Annotated in this window: 16 protein-coding genes; 9 read left to right on the forward strand and 7 right to left on the reverse strand. The window is 65.2% G+C overall.

Going from position 1 to position 14,568, the window contains the following annotated elements; all coding sequences use genetic code 11:
* The first annotated feature begins 9 nt into the window (after positions 1 to 9).
* From HXX15_RS13740 to HXX15_RS13765, 6 genes are all read left to right on the forward strand, one after another.
* Positions 10 to 1,194 carry a lipid-transfer protein gene (locus HXX15_RS13740; RefSeq protein ID WP_296516617.1) on the forward strand — a complete coding sequence of 395 codons (1,185 nt, stop codon included), beginning with the start codon at positions 10 to 12 and terminating at the stop codon, positions 1,192 to 1,194.
* Positions 1,195 to 1,365: 171 nt separating this feature from the next.
* On the forward strand, positions 1,366 to 2,610 hold the full coding sequence (locus HXX15_RS13745) for an ABC transporter substrate-binding protein (RefSeq protein ID WP_296516618.1): 1,245 nt from the start codon (positions 1,366 to 1,368) through the stop codon (positions 2,608 to 2,610).
* 9 nt (positions 2,611 to 2,619) lie between these two features.
* Positions 2,620 to 3,339: an ABC transporter ATP-binding protein gene (locus HXX15_RS13750; protein ID WP_296516619.1), complete on the forward strand. Its 720-nt coding sequence runs from the start codon at positions 2,620 to 2,622 to the stop codon at positions 3,337 to 3,339.
* A complete protein-coding gene (locus HXX15_RS13755) occupies positions 3,332 to 4,036 on the forward strand; it encodes an ABC transporter ATP-binding protein (RefSeq protein WP_296516620.1) in 705 nt (234 codons plus the stop codon). Before HXX15_RS13750 ends, HXX15_RS13755 begins: the two co-directional genes overlap by 8 nt.
* A gap of 26 nt (positions 4,037 to 4,062) precedes the next feature.
* Positions 4,063 to 4,929, forward strand: coding sequence for a branched-chain amino acid ABC transporter permease (locus HXX15_RS13760; RefSeq protein ID WP_296516621.1), 867 nt, complete (start codon positions 4,063 to 4,065; stop codon positions 4,927 to 4,929).
* Entirely contained in the window at positions 4,926 to 5,903 is a 978-nt protein-coding gene (locus HXX15_RS13765; protein WP_296516622.1) for a branched-chain amino acid ABC transporter permease, read from the forward strand. The genes HXX15_RS13760 and HXX15_RS13765 overlap by 4 nt, the downstream gene beginning before the upstream one ends.
* A 9-nt stretch (positions 5,904 to 5,912) precedes the next feature.
* On the opposite strand, the gene HXX15_RS13770 is transcribed toward HXX15_RS13765, so the two are convergent.
* The 6 genes from HXX15_RS13770 to HXX15_RS13795 are packed head-to-tail and all read right to left on the reverse strand — an operon-like array spanning position 5,913 to position 10,780.
* The gene (locus tag HXX15_RS13770) at positions 5,913 to 6,689 is read right to left on the reverse strand and encodes an enoyl-CoA hydratase-related protein (RefSeq protein WP_296516623.1); all 777 of its coding nucleotides are present in this window, start codon (positions 6,687 to 6,689) and stop codon (positions 5,913 to 5,915) included.
* 38 nt (positions 6,690 to 6,727) lie between these two features.
* Positions 6,728 to 7,873, reverse strand: a complete 1,146-nt coding sequence (locus tag HXX15_RS13775) for an acyl-CoA dehydrogenase family protein (protein ID WP_296516624.1) — start codon at positions 7,871 to 7,873, stop codon at positions 6,728 to 6,730.
* Positions 7,874 to 7,884: 11 nt separating this feature from the next.
* Positions 7,885 to 8,712, reverse strand: coding sequence for an SDR family oxidoreductase (locus tag HXX15_RS13780; protein WP_296516625.1), 828 nt, complete (start codon positions 8,710 to 8,712; stop codon positions 7,885 to 7,887).
* A 14-nt stretch (positions 8,713 to 8,726) separates the two neighbouring features.
* Positions 8,727 to 9,134 carry a MaoC family dehydratase gene (locus HXX15_RS13785; RefSeq protein WP_296516626.1) on the reverse strand — a complete coding sequence of 136 codons (408 nt, stop codon included), beginning with the start codon at positions 9,132 to 9,134 and terminating at the stop codon, positions 8,727 to 8,729.
* The gene (locus HXX15_RS13790) at positions 9,131 to 9,586 is read right to left on the reverse strand and encodes a MaoC family dehydratase N-terminal domain-containing protein (protein WP_296516627.1); all 456 of its coding nucleotides are present in this window, start codon (positions 9,584 to 9,586) and stop codon (positions 9,131 to 9,133) included. Before HXX15_RS13790 ends, HXX15_RS13785 begins: the two co-directional genes overlap by 4 nt.
* Before the next feature lie 9 nt (positions 9,587 to 9,595).
* Positions 9,596 to 10,780, reverse strand: a complete 1,185-nt coding sequence (locus HXX15_RS13795; protein ID WP_296516628.1) for a lipid-transfer protein — start codon at positions 10,778 to 10,780, stop codon at positions 9,596 to 9,598.
* A 53-nt stretch (positions 10,781 to 10,833) separates the two neighbouring features.
* Here HXX15_RS13795 and HXX15_RS13800 point away from each other — a divergent pair, with 53 nt between their 5' ends.
* Positions 10,834 to 11,568 (forward strand): TetR/AcrR family transcriptional regulator, encoded by a 735-nt coding sequence (locus HXX15_RS13800; protein ID WP_296516629.1) that lies wholly within the window; start codon positions 10,834 to 10,836, stop codon positions 11,566 to 11,568.
* A complete protein-coding gene (locus HXX15_RS13805) occupies positions 11,565 to 13,121 on the forward strand; it encodes a long-chain fatty acid--CoA ligase (RefSeq protein ID WP_296516630.1) in 1,557 nt (518 codons plus the stop codon). The genes HXX15_RS13800 and HXX15_RS13805 overlap by 4 nt, the downstream gene beginning before the upstream one ends.
* Positions 13,122 to 13,138: 17 nt before the next feature.
* Here the strand turns inward: HXX15_RS13805 and HXX15_RS13810 are convergent, their stop codons facing one another.
* Complete coding sequence (locus HXX15_RS13810; RefSeq protein WP_296516631.1) at positions 13,139 to 13,357, reverse strand: hypothetical protein; 219 nt, start codon at positions 13,355 to 13,357, stop codon at positions 13,139 to 13,141.
* A 385-nt stretch (positions 13,358 to 13,742) separates the two neighbouring features.
* On the opposite strand from HXX15_RS13810, the gene HXX15_RS13815 reads away from it, so the two are divergent.
* Positions 13,743 to 14,486: a thermonuclease family protein gene (locus tag HXX15_RS13815; RefSeq protein WP_296516632.1), complete on the forward strand. Its 744-nt coding sequence runs from the start codon at positions 13,743 to 13,745 to the stop codon at positions 14,484 to 14,486.
* Positions 14,487 to 14,568: the final 82 nt, after the last annotated feature.

The raw sequence follows: 14,568 nt of genomic DNA on the forward strand, positions 1-14,568 counted from the left end.
GAAGCAACAATGAGCATGGATGTACGGGTGGTCGGCGTCGGCATGGTGCCGTTCGCCAAGCCGGGTGCAAGCGAAAGCTATATCGAGATGGGGTCCAAAGCGGTGGCGGCGGCTCTGGCCGACGCCGGCTTGCCCTATTCGGCGATCCAGCAAGCCTATGCGGGTTACGTGTACGGCGATTCGACCTGCGGGCAGGCCGTGCTCTATCCCGCCGGCTTGACCGGAATCCCGATCGTCAACGTCAACAACAACTGCTCGACCGGATCGACGGCGCTGTTCCTGGCCCGCCAGGCGGTCGCCAGCGGGCAGATCGACTGCGCGCTCGCGGTCGGCTTCGAGGAAATGCGGCCCGGCGCGCTCGGCTCGAATTTCCCCGACCGGGTTGGTCCGATGGCCCGGCATGCCGGGCTGATGGGGGAATTGCAGACACACGATCCGAAGGCGCCGCGCGCGGCGCAGTTCTTCGGCGGCGCCGGCGCCGAATATGCCGCGAAGTACGGGGCAAGTCCGGAAACCTTCGCCAAGATCTCCGTCAAGGCGCGCGTGCACGCCGCCAACAATCCCTTTGCGCTGTTCCGCAATCTGCTGTCGGTCGAGGAGGTGCTGGCCTCGCCGCCGCAATACGGCCCGATGACCCGCTATCAATGCTGCCCGCCGACCTGCGGCGCCGCCGCCGCGATCGTCTGTTCGCCGGCATTCGCCGCACGCCACGGTCTCGACGGATCGATCGCCATCAAGGCCCAGGCGATGACCTCCGATACCGCCAGCACGTTCGACGATCGCTCGATGATCAAGCTGATCGGCTACGACATGGCCAAGGATGCCGCCGCCGCGGTTTATGAATCCGCGGGCCTTGGCCCGGAGGACATCCAGGTGGCCGAGTTGCACGATTGCTTCACCGCCAACGAATTGCTGACCTATGAGGCGATCGGCCTGACCCCGGAAGGAACCGCCGAGAAGTTCATCATGGACGGCGATAATACCTACGGCGGGAAAATCGTCACCAACCCTTCGGGCGGGTTGCTGTCGAAGGGGCATCCGCTCGGGGCCACCGGTCTCGCGCAATGCACGGAGCTGGTCTGGCAATTGCGCGGCACGGCCGATCGCCGGCAGGTGCCGAACGTCACGCACGCGCTGCAACACAACCTCGGGTTGGGCGGGGCCTGCGTGGTGACGCTGTACGGCAGGGTCTGACCGACGCGCGCGTTCTCGGACGCCGCGGCGGCGCATGGTTTCGCCGCGGCCGCCGACCCGGCGCGAAGCAAAATGACATTTGACGGCGCGGGAAAAACAACGCCTAAGTTTCGGCGAAAACCACGCCTCGAGACGCGCAAATTGAAGACGCGTGAATATGGGAGAGACGACATGGCCATCAATCGGAGAACATTCGGAATCGGTGCGTCCGGCGTGCTGCTGGGATCGATTGCCGCGCCGTTCATCGGCCGTGCCGGCGCCGCCGGGCCCACCATCCGTGTCGGCGTCGTCAATTCCATGAGCGGCGGGCTCGCCGCCTATGCGCAGGAAGGGCAGCCGGCGTTCGAATACATCATCAAGAAGATCAACGCCGAGGGCGGCATCAAGAGCAAGGGCGGCGCCCAGATCGAGCTGGTGATGGCCGACGACACCAGCCAGCCGGCGCGCACTGCCGCCGAGGCGCGGCGGTTGATCACCGAAGAAAAAGTCCAGTTGCTCACCGGCACCATACTCAGCGCGCAGATGCTGGCGCTGACGCCGGTGCTCGACGAATTGAAGATGCCGACGCTGTCGGTGTGGGCCGGCGGCGCGCGCTCCGACTACATGTTCACGCTGGGTTACCCGTACGATCGTGGCTACGCCCAGACCATCAACGACTTCATCGTCGCGCTACGCGACGAGCACAAATTCAAGATCAAGACCGCGGTGATGGGCTATTCGAATTACGAAGCCGGCCAGCAGGTCAACAAGTTCCTGACCGAGAAGCTGAAGGCCAGCGGCGTCGAGATCATCGGCGAGGCCGCGCTCGACATCCGCGCGCAGGACCAGACTTCTGCGATGGTCCGGATCCGTTCGCTCAAGCCCGACGTGGTGGCCGGACTGGTGACGCCGCGCGACGGCATCCTGCTGCATCAGGCCCGTTACAACCTGAACTACCACGACAGCCTGTTCTGCGGCGGCACCGGCGGCTACACCGATCTGTCGCTGTGGAAGGACCTCGGTCCCGAGGTCGGCAAGGCGGTGCTGACCAAGAACCTATTCGGCATGACCGGCTTCAGCCCCGGTGCCAAGGTGGATTCGATGCAGAAGATCATCGCCGAATTGCGCGACATCGCCAAGCTCGACCGCATCGGGCAGGGCGCGATCCAGTACGCGCAGGCCGCGCGCGTGTTGCAGCAGGTGCTGGAAAACGCCGCGTCGCTGCAGAGCGACGACCTGCTCAAGGCGTTCCGCAGCGTCAACATTCCGTTCGGCGATCCGAACCTCTACGTCGCCAAGCCGAAGGGCCTGCAGTTCGCCGAGGACCGCCTGCTGAAGGACGGTTCGGCGATGTTCGTGCAGTGGACTCCGGAGCAGGACCAGCAGGTCGTGTTCCCGAAGGAATTCGCGCAAGTGCCGCCGCGGCCCCGCGCCTAGGCGATCGGCATGACGTTCCTGACGGTCGACAACGTCACCAAACGCTTCGGCGGGCTGGTCGCGCTCAACGCGATCGGCTTCTCGGTCGCGCAAGGCGAGATCGTCGGCATCATCGGGCCGAACGGCGCCGGCAAGACCACGCTGTTCGGCGTGATCTCCGGCTTCATCACGCCGAGCGAGGGCGAGGTGTCTTACGACGGCCACAGCATCCTCGGCATTTCGCCGGATCGCCTGGTATGGCGCGGCCTGATGCGCAGCTTCCAGATCGTGCAGTCGTTCGCCGACATGACGGCGCTCGACGTAGTGACGACGGCGGCCTTGACGCGGCGGCCGATGCGCGAGGCGATCGACTACGCGGCCGCAGCGCTGCTGCGCGTCGGCCTCGGCGGCAAGGAACTGAAGATGCCGCTGACGCTGTCGCTGCAGGACAAGAAGTTGCTCGAACTCGCCAAATGCATCGCCACCGATCCGCGATGCATCCTGCTCGACGAGGTGATGGCCGGCCTGACCATGTCGGAGACGGCGGCGCCGATCGCGGTGATCCAGGAACTGAACCGGCAGGGCGTTACCATCGTGATGGTCGAGCACGTGATGCCGGTGATCATGCGGCTGGCGACCCGGATCGTGGTGATCAATTTCGGCGAGAAGATCGCCGAAGGCACGCCCGAGGAGATCCTCAAGGATCAGCGCGTGATCGACGCCTATTTCGGGGATCATATCGATGCTTGAGATCGAGGGCCTGACGGCGGGCTACGGCGGCATCGAGGTGCTGCGCGACATCAACGTCCGGCTCGGCGACGGCGAACTGGTCGGCCTGCTGGGCGCCAACAATGCCGGCAAGACCACGATGATCAACAGCCTGTCCGGCACGGTGAAGCCGATGGCCGGCCGCATCCTGTTCCAGGGCGAGGACATCACCCGTCTGACGCCGCGGCAGCGCGTCGAGCGCGGCATCGTCCAGGTCCCGGAAGGCAGGCTGGTGTTTCCCGAGATGAGCATCCGCGAAAACCTTTTGCTCGGCGGCATCAACAGCCGGGCGCGGCCGCAGCGCCGGCAGCAGATGGAGAAGGTGCTGGAGCTGTTCCCGCGGCTTGGCGAGCGGCTGGCGCAGCACGCCGGCTCGCTCTCCGGAGGCGAACAGCAGATGCTGGCGATCGGCCGCGGGCTGATGGCGGACGCGAAGGTGCTGATGCTCGACGAGCCGTCGCTCGGGCTGTCGCCGCTGTTCGTGCAGTACATCTTCGAGATCATCGACAAATTGCACGCCGACGGACTGACCATCCTGCTGGTCGAACAGAACCTGAATTTGACGTTGCGTCATGCCCAGCGCTGTTACGTGCTGGAGCGCGGGCAGGTCGCGGTGGAAGGGGGCGCGGATGCGGTCAGAAACGATCCTCGCACCAAGAGTGCCTATCTTGGCCTGTGATTCTTGGCCTCTGATCGGAGGGCGGCGTGACTGAACTCTATCAGGCTCTGGCGCAGGGCCTGCTGATCGGCAGCACCTACGGGCTGCTGGCGCTCGGTATGGGCCTGGTTTACGGCGTCAGCGGCGTCGTCAATTTCTCCCACGGCGACTTCATCTCGCTCGGCATGTTCATGTGCCTGGGGCTGTATTCGGCTCTGTCGCTCGACCCCTATGTGTCGGTGATCATCACGGTTCCGGTGATGACGGCGATCGGCGCGCTGGTCTATCTGTTCCTGATCAGGCCGATGGTCGGGCACCAGTTCCTGATGGTGGTGCAGCTGACGCTGGGTCTCAGCCTGGTGCTGCAGAACGGCATCCTGATGGTGTTCGGCGGCCAGCCGGCGCGGACGCCGTCGATCGTCGAATCCAAACTGTGGATTCTCGGCGACGTGGTGCTACGCGTGCCGCATGTGATCGCCTTCGTGATTTCCTTCGCGCTGGCGATCGGTCTCTACGTGATGCTGCGCTCGACCGATTTCGGCCGGTCGATTCGTGCCGTGCACCAGAACGCCCATGCGGCGGCGCTGATGGGCATCGACGTCGGCCGCGTCCAGGTGCTGACCTTCGCGCTCGGCATCGGCATTCTGGCGCTGGCCGCGGCGCTGCTGCTGCCGGGCACGCCGATCCAGCCGACCCAGGGATTGCGCTACACCGTCATCACCCTGCTGGTCGTGGTGCTTGGCGGCATGACCAATTTCGTCGGCATCATGCTGGGCGGGCTGATCATCGGCATCGCCGAAGCCTTCGGCACCATCTATCTCGACGGCGCGATCGGCCTGCTGATGCCCTACATCATCTTCGTGGCGATCATGCTGTTCCGGCCGCAGGGCCTGACCTGGAGGTCGTCGAAATGAAGCAGGAATTCTACGACACGCTGTCGTCGCCGATCCTGTGGGGCGTGCTGCTGCTCGCGGCGCTGCTGCCCTTCGCGTTGTCGAGCTACTATCTACACATCGTGACGCTGGCGCTGGTCTATGTCGCGCTGGCGTCGTCGTGGAACATCGTCGGCGGCATGGCCGGGCAGGTGTCGTTGGCGCACAGCCTGTTCATCGGCATCGGCGCGATGCTGTCGAGCGCGCTGCTGCTCAAGCTCGGCATCAATATGTGGCTGGGGCTGGTGATCTCAGCAGTGATCTCCGGCGTCCTCGGCGCCATGATCGCCTGGATCGATTTCCGCTTTCAGCTCGGCCATCTTTCCTTCGTACTGATCACGCTGGCCTTCGCCGAGATGGGTGCGATCGTGGTCGAGGGCTGGGAATTTCTCGGTGGCGCGTCTGGCATGCTGCTGCCCAAGGACACCGGTGATTTCCTCGCCTTTCAGTTCGGCGGCGGCAGTGGCTCGTTCTGGGTGATGCTGACGCTGGCCGCGGTCTGCGTCCTGGTCAATGTCGCGATCCTCAATGCGCCGCTCGGCTTCTATCTGCGCACCATCCGCGACAACGAGAAGGCGGCGCAGGCGATCGGCGTCAACGTGCTGCGCTACAAGATCACCGCGATGGTGATCTCGGCCGTGCTCGCCTCGGTGGTCGGCACCGCCTACGTTCGCTATCTGACCTTCGCCGATCCCTATCTGCTGATTTCTCCGGTCATCACCATCGAGATCGTGCTGTTCGCGACCGTCGGCGGGCTCGGTCGGGCCTACGGCCCCGCGCTCGGCGCGCTGCTGCTGGTGCCGCTCGGCGAAGTGCTGCGAGGCAAGCTCGGCAGCGCGCTGCCCGGGCTGCATTATTTCATCTACGGTGTGGTGGTGATCGCTGTCATCCTGGCGACGCCGCGCGGACTGCTGCCGCTGTTCGAGCGGCAATGGGAACGCTGGCGCCGCTCGTAGCGCGGAGCGTCAGCGGCCGGTGAAGCGGGCCGGGCGCTTCTGCACGAAGGCAGCGGCGCCCTCGCGCAGATCCTCGGTCACGAAGGCGCGCGCCTGCGACGACGCCTCGCCGTCGAGCGTCGTGGCCAGCGGCGCCGCCCAGGCGGATTCGATCTGTCCCTTGATCAGGCCGATGCTGAGCGGCGGACCGTCGGCCAGGCGTTGGGCTGCGGCCAAAGCGGTGTCGAACAGCTCCGCATCCTCCACCATCTTCCAGATCAAGCCCCATTCTTCTGCCTTCTCGGCGGCCAGGGGTTCGCCGAGCAGCGCCAGCGCGCGGGCGCGGGGGACGCCGATCGCGCGCTGCAGGAACAATGACGTCCCGGCATCGAGCGCGGCGCCGAGCCGGACGAAGCTGAGGATGAAGCGCGCCGAGCGCGCGGCGATCACGACATCGCCGGCCAGCGCGATGCCGACGCCGGCGCCGGCGGCCGGACCGTTGACGGCGACGACGATCGGCTTCGGCGCGGCGCGCATCTTCTCGAGCAGCGGGTTGAGCCGGCCGCGCATCATCGTCGCGACCTGCTCGCCGGCGTCGAAGGTGGCGCCGCCGAGCTGCGCGCCGGAGCAAAACCCCTTGCCGGCGCCGGTGAGCACGATCGACCGCACCGCCGGCTCGGCGAGAGCCGCGTCGAGCGCTGCACCGAGATCGGCCAGCAGGCTGCCGCCGAGCGCGTTGTATTGCTCCGGATTGTTCAGCGTCAGGATCGCCACGGCGCCGCGCCGCTCGTTCAGAACCATCGACATGTGGTGCTCCGTGACCCGCGAGGAATGGACCGATGACGCTACAGCGACCGTGCGATCAGCAGCTTCATGATCTCGTTGGTGCCGCCGTAGATCTTCTGGATCCGCGCATCGACGTACATCCGCGAGATCGGGTATTCCTGCATGTAGCCGTAACCGCCGTGCAATTGCAGGCATTCGTCGACGGTCTCGACCTGCTTCTGTGTAGTCCACCACTTCGCCATCGAGGCGGTGACGGCGTCGAGGTCGCCGGCCAGCAGCCGCTCGAGGCAGAAGTCGACGAACACCCGCGCGATCATCGCCTCGGTCTTGCGCTCGGCGAGCTTGAAGGCGGTGTTCTGGAATTCGATGATCGGTTGGCCGAACGCCTTGCGTTCTTTGGTATAGTCGACCGTTAGCCGAACCGCGCGCTCCATCGCCGCTACGGCGCCGATCGCAATGATCAGCCGCTCCTGCGGCAATTGCTGCATCAGCTGGGCGAAGCCCTTGCCTTCCTCGCCGCCGAGCAGGTTTTCAGGCGGCGCCACCGCGTCCTCGAAGAACAATTCCGAAGTGTCCGACGCCGGCAGGCCGATCTTGTCGAGGTTGCGGCCGCGCTTGAAGCCGGCATTGCCCTCGGTCTCCAGCACGATCAGCGACAGGCCCTTGGCGCCGGGGCCGCCGGTGCGGGCGACGACGATGATCAGGTCAGCGGTCTGGCCGTTGGTGATGAAGGTCTTCTGGCCGTTGATGACATAGGCGTTTCCTTGCAGCCGCGCCGTGGTCCGCACGCCCTGCAGATCCGATCCGGTCCCCGGCTCGGTCATCGCGATCGCGCCGATCAATTCGCCGCGCGCCATGCCCGGCAGCCAGCGCTTCTTTTGTTCCTCGGAGCCGTAGTTCAGAATGTAATGCGCGACGATGCCGCTGCTGACGGTGACGCCGCCGAGCGCGTCGGGCACCTCGCTCTCCATTTCCTCGAACACCGCGGCGTCATAGGCGAAGGTGGCGCCGAGCCCGCCATAGGCTTCCGGAATGCTCGGCAGCAGCGCGCCCATCTTGCCGAGCGCCAGCCAGGCCGAGCGGTCCACCATCTTCTGCGCCCGCCACTTTTCGGCGTGCGGCGCCAGGTCCTTGGCGAGGAATTTCCGAAATTGATCGCGGAACGAATCCAGTTCCTCGGTCATCCATGACGATCGATATTGCATAATGCCTCGCGTTAAATGATGAGGCCGCCGCCGCAGACGACCACCTGCCCGCTAATGTAGTTCGATTCCGGGCTGCAAAACAGATAAACCGCGTCGGCGGCTTCTTCCGGCGTGCCGCCGCGTCCGAGCGGAATCATCCTCGCCATGGCGTCGAGCATCTGCGGCTGGACGCCGACCTTGATGTCGCGGCCGGCGACGTCGATGGTGGTCTGCTGCGCCTCGATCGGCTGGGTCAGCCGGGTGTTGATCAGCCCGAACGCCACGCAATTGACGTTGACCTTGTAGCGGCCCCATTCCTTGCACAGCGTCCGCGTCAAGCCGATCAGCGATGCCTTGGCGGAAGAATAGCTGGCCTGTCCGGCGTTGCCGTAGAGCCCGGCGATCGACGAGATGTTGACCACCTTGCGGAACACCTCCTGGCCGGCTTCGGCTTCCTTCTTCGCCAGAATCCGGATCGGTTCGGCGGCGGCGCGCAGCACCCGAAACGGCGCCACCAGATGGACGTCGAGCATCGCCTGGAACTGCTCGTCGGTCATCTTCTGGATCGTCGAATCCCAAGTGTAGCCGGCATTGTTGACGATGATGTCGATGCCGCCGAAGGTCTCCATCGCGGCGCCGACAAAGCGGTCGGCGAAGCCGGGCTCCGAGACGCTGCCATTGATGGCGATCGCCTCGCCGCCCGCCGCCTTGATCTCGGCGGCGACCGCGTCGCCCGGCGCGGCATCGAGATCGTTGACCACGACCTTGGCGCCCTCGCGCGCCAGCTTCAGCGCGATGGCACGGCCGATGCCGCGGCCCGACCCGGTGATCAGCGCGACTTTTCCTTGCAGTTTCGACATCGGGTCTTCCTTGGCTATAGGGCGATGATGGCTTCGCCGGCGAGCTTGGTCTCGCCGTGCTGGTCCTTGGTGGTGAGCGCGATTCTGGCGCGGCGTTCGCCTCCGGTCTCGAGCAGCTCCGCGATATGGCCCTCGCAGGTCAATTGCGCGCCGAGCTGGGTGATGGCGGCGAAGCGCGTCGAGAACGAGCGGATCTTCCCAGGTGCCACCGCGTCGGTCAGCGCCTGGCCGAGATAGCCCATCACCAGCATGCCGTGCGAGAACACGTCGGGAAATCCCGATGCTTTGGCGAAATCGATATCGACATGGATCGGGTTGTGATCGCCCGAGGCGCCGCAATACAGCGCTAGCGTGTGGCGGGTGATGGCGGGGAATTCCTTGTGGACGATGCGGTCGCCGACCGCGGGGGCCGTCTTGCTCATGAGCTGGCTCCATTCCGCACCACGATGGTGCGGGCGACGTCGGCGACGTGGACGCCATTCTGGTTGGTGACCTCGGTCTCGACCACGATCAGCGTCATGGCGCCGCCCTTCTTGTCGGTGACGCTGGTGACCCGCGGGCTGAAGGTGACGGTGTCACCGACCACGACCGGCGCGTGATAGGCAAAGCTCTGCTCGCCATGCAGCACCTTGCCGAGATCGATGTCGAGCGCGGTGAGGAATTCGAACGGCGTCTCGGAGTCCATCAGTTCGAGGCAGAACAGATAGGTCGGCGGGATCGGGATCGCCGTAAAGCCCGCGGCCTTCGCCGCCGCGGCGTCGCGATAGACCGGGTTGCTCTCGCCCAGCGTTTCAAAGAAATAGCGCAGTCGTCCCGGCTCGACATGCGCGGTGACCGGCGTAAAGCGACGCCCGACGGCGGATTGATCGACCATGATGTGTCCTTACGCGCGCTCGTACAGGGTCACCACGCAGGCGCCGCCGAGGCCGAGATTGTGTTGCAGCCCGAGCCGCGCGCCGTCGACCTGGGTCGCCGCCGCGGTGCCGCGCAATTGCCGGGTCAGCTCGTAGCATTGCGCGAGGCCGGTGGCGCCGAGCGGGTGACCCTTCGACAGCAGTCCGCCCGACGGGTTGGTGACGAACTTGCCGCCATAGGTGTTGTCGCCGGCGTCGATGAATTTCTCCGCGCCGCCGTCGGGGCATAGGCCCAGCGCTTCGTAGGTGATCAACTCGTTCTGCGCGAAGCAGTCGTGCAGTTCGACCACGTCGAGATCATCGGGGCCGACGCCGGCCTTCTCATAGACGGCGTTGGCGGCGGCCCGCGCCATGTCGAAGCCGACCACCTGCATCATGTCGTGGGCGCCGAAAGTCGACGGGGTGTCGGTGGTCATGCTCTGCGCGGCGATCCGCACATCGGTGCGCAGGCCGTGCTGCTTGGCGAATTTCTCCGAAACCAGCACCGCGGCGGCGCCGCCGCAGGTCGGCGGACAGGCCATCAGCCGGGTCATCACGCCAGGCCAGATCACCTGATCGTTCATGACGTCGTCGGCGGAGACCTCCTTGCGGAACAGCGCGAGCGGATTATTCTTGGCGTGGCGGCTGGCCTTGGCGCGGATCTTGGCGAAGGACGACAACGGCGTGCCGTATTTCTTCATGTGGCTGAGGCCGGCACCGCCGAAATAACGCAGCGCCAGCGGTACCCCCGGCGCATCGACCAATTGATCGGCCGCGGCATCGAACTCGTCGAACGCGCTGGGCCGGTCGGTGTAGACCGAACCGAGCGCGCCGGGCTTCATCTGCTCGAAGCCGAGCGCCAGCACGCAATCGGCGGCGCCGGATTCGATCGCCTGGCGGGCGAGGAACAGCGCGGTCGAGCCGGTCGAGCAGTTGTTGTTGACGTTGACGATCGGGATTCCGGTCATGCCGACCGGGTACAGCGCGCGCTGACCGCAGGTCGAGTCGCCGTAGACGTAGCCGACATAGGCCTGCTGGATCAGACCGTAGTCGAGGCCGGCATCCGCGAGCGCCAATTTCGTCGCCGTTGCGCCCATCACATGATACGGCTCGTTGGCGCCGGGTTTGACGAATGGGATCATGCCGACACCGGCAACATAGGCGCGAGATGGCATCCAATCCTCCGTAAATTACCCAATGGACTTTTTGTTACCCATGGGTAATATACGTGGCCAAATCCCGAGTCAATGCGACGCCGCCGGAATTCGAAATGGACGCCCAGTCGCCAGACGACTCGCCCTGGATGCCGTTCGAAAATCGCCGCCGCGCCCGCGACGAGAAGCGCGAGGCGGTGCTGCGCACCGCCGTGCATCTGTTTCTCGAGCAGGGCTATCACCGCGCCACGCTGAACGACGTCGCCGAGCGGCTCAACATCACCAAGCCGGCGCTGTACAACTACTTCCGCGGCAAGGAAGAAATCCTGTTCGAATGCTGCCTGCTGGGGCAGGAGCGGGTCGACGAGGTGATCGCCGAGATCGATGCCGGCGGCGGCACGGGGATAGCGAAGCTGCGCAAGCTGATCCAAGCCTATGCGGAAGTGATGACGACGGATTACGGCGCCAGTCTGATCCGGTTCGACACCCGCGATCTGTCCGACCGCAACAGCAAGATCCTGCGCGACGCCAAGAAGAGCATCGACAGGACCTTTCGACATTACATCACCGACGGCATTGCGGACGGCTCGATCAAGCCGTGCGACGCCAAGATGGCGGCGTTTGCCATCGCCGGCTCGCTGAACTGGATCGGTCACTGGTTCCAGCGCGGCGGTGACTTGTCGGCCGAGCAGGTCGCGGAGGAATTTTCGGTACGGCTGACCGAGGGATTGGCGGCACGGGCCTCACGTAAGACGGCGCCGGCGCCATCAAAGTCAAAAAGCAAACAAACCAGCGGAGGGAAACGATGAACACCACCCACGGATTGCGGCGGGCGCTGCAGATCAAGCCCGACGGCCTCGCCACGGTGTATGGCGAGCGGCGACGGAGCTGGCGCGAGGTCGGCGAGCGCGTCGCGCGGCTTGCCGCCGGGCTGCGCGCGCTCGGCGCCGAGCCCGGCGACCGCGTCGCGGTGCTGTCGCTGAATTCCGATCGCTATCTCGAATTGTTCCTGGCCACGGCCTGGGCCGGCACCGTGATCGTGCCACTCAACACCCGATGGAGCCCGCTCGAGAACGAAGACGCGCTGCGCGATTGCCGCGCCAATGTGCTGGTGGTCGACAAGGCGTTCGCGGCGACCGGCGCCGCGCTGGCGAAGGCGTTGCCCGAATTGAAGCTGGTCTATGCCGATGACGGTGATGTCCCGGATGGCATGGAAAGCTACGAGGCGCTGATCTCGCGTAGCGAGCCGATCCCCGATGCGATGCGTCAGGCCGCCGATCTCGCCGGCATCTTCTACACCGGCGGTACCACGGGCCGCTCCAAGGGCGTGATGCTCAGCCACGGCAATTTGATGGCCAACGCGCTGAATGCGCTCGGCGAGGGCCTGTTCCCGGGCACCGCGACCTATCTGCATGCCGCCCCGATGTTTCACCTCGCCAATGGCGCGGCGATGTATTCGCTGCTGCTCAGCGGCGGCGCCAATGTGATGGTTCAGGCGTTCACGCCGGACGGCGTGATGGCCGTGGTGCAGAAGGAGCGCGTCACCGACGTGCTGCTGGTCCCGACCATGATCCAGATGCTGGTCGATCATCCAGCGCTCGGCTCCCATGACATGTCGTCGCTGAAGAACGTCGTCTATGGCGCGTCGCCGATCAGCGAGGCGGTGCTCGACCGCGCCACCAAGGCGCTGCCGAAGGCGCAGTTCACCCAGGCCTACGGCATGACCGAATTGTCGCCGATCGCCACGCTGCTGCACTGGAACGAGCACATCGGCGAGGGCCGCGCCAAGGGTCGGCACCGCGCCGCCGGTCGGGCGACGCTGGGCTGCGAGGTCCGCATCGTCGACGCCGACGACAAGCCGGTCGGCTTTGGCACCGTCGGGGAAATCGTGGTGCGCGGCGACAATGTGATGATGGGCTACTGGGAGCGGCCGGAAGAGACCGCCCGCGCGGTGATCGACGGCTGGATGCACACCGGCGACGGCGGCTACATGGACGAACACGGCTTCGTATTCGTCGTCGACCGGGTCAAGGACATGATCATCTCGGGCGGCGAGAACGTGTATTCGGTCGAGGTCGAGAACGCCGTCGCCCAGCATCCGGCGGTGGCGCAATGCGCCGTGATCGGCATTCCCGACGAGCACTGGGGCGAGCGGGTCCACGCCGTGGTGGTGACGCGGGCCGACGCACAGGTCTCAGCCGCCGAACTGATCGAGTTCTGCAAGACGCTGATCGCCGGCTACAAATGCCCGCGTAGCGTCGAGGTCAGGGCGAGCCCGCTACCGCTGTCGGGCGCCGGCAAAATTCTCAAGCGCGAGCTGCGCGCGCCGTTCTGGGACAACCGCGAGCGGCGCGTCAGCTAGGCCGGCAGCCAAGACGACTATTCGAGCCCGAGTTCGAACGAGCCGAGATGATACTCGTCGGTGGAATCGCCGGGCGGAATTGGGACAAGTGCAAATGCCGCATTGGGGAAGCTCTGCCACACAGCCAGATCATCCTGGGTGATGGTGAGCCAGCCGAATCTGTAAAGATATCGGCCCGGTTCCGTCACCAGGCCGACTTCCTGCCATGTCACTTTCCGGGCGCGGATATCGACCACGGTTTTCCTCAAGTCTTGCCGGCGGACAGGCGGCAAGGTCAGCCTTGTTCGCCGATCGATCCGGCCGCCGTCGATGCAGCCGAGTTGGAAGGCGACGCCTCTGTCGCTATCCGGATGACTTCCATCATATGTTCACATCGGTTGCGGAAAGCGTAGCTCATTCCGATTTCATCGCTGTCTAAGACGTTGGTCTGATCTCCGGTCGAGCGATCGAATTCGAAGGTTGAGTGAGCCCGGATAGACTCCGATTGGGTGCGGACCGAGCCACATTGGGCCAATCAGGTCGAATGCGCGACAACATCGTTCGGCGAATTCGCAATGCGATGGGCGCGCGGTGGCTGGAGAGATCGGCGCCATTCGACTATAGTCCGGTGGGGGATGACGAATGCGATTTGTCTTGGCAATGCTGGCGACGCTTCTGGCCGCTCCGAGTTGGGCCAGCGATGCCGTGGTGAAGGATGGAGGCACCCTCCAGGTCAGGGGCGTGATCTATCGGCTCGACGGCATTGATGCACCGGAATTCGACCAGGTCTGCGTCGACCAGAAAGCCGATTCCTGGGCCTGCGGCGTCGAGGCGCGCGATCAACTGACCAAGCTGATCGGCGCTCGCGAACTGCGTTGCGAGGACAAGGGCGCGGTGCCGAAATCGAACAATTGGCGAATCGGGATCTGCACGCTGGCCGGCGAGACGCAGAGCATCAACCAAACGCTGGTGCGGCAGGGTTGGGCGCTGAGTGCCGAGTCTGGCGTGCCGCGGTTCGGCGCGGACCAAGCCGATGCGCGGGCTAATGAGAGGGGATTGTGGAAAGGCTGCTTCGCCTCGCCGCAGGAATTTCGCGGCTGGAAGATCGACGCGCCTCTGCTTGGCGCGGCGTGCCGAAGCGACAAGTTGGCGGAGCTGCGGGAGATCTTGTTTCCCGTCGAACCCGCGATGCCGCCGGGCTGCACGATCAAGGGCAAGCTCGCGGTTCGTGCGAGGTTCACCGGCAACCGGGGCATTTACCACACCCAAAGTTGCCGCAGCTATCCGGCGCTCACCAGACCCAATCGCTGGTTCTGCTCCGAGGACGACGCGCGGGCCGCGGGGTTTCGCAAGGCGTATAATTGCGGCAGCGGCCAACGCCGCTAGGTTCGTGCCGAGATTCGTGAATCCGTCGTTGCGCCCGATCGCGGCTGCGCAGGCTCCGCGCCGACGGGCGGTAGCTGACGCA

Source organism: Rhodopseudomonas sp. (assembly GCF_013377015.1).
Classification (GTDB): domain Bacteria; phylum Pseudomonadota; class Alphaproteobacteria; order Rhizobiales; family Xanthobacteraceae; genus JARJEH01.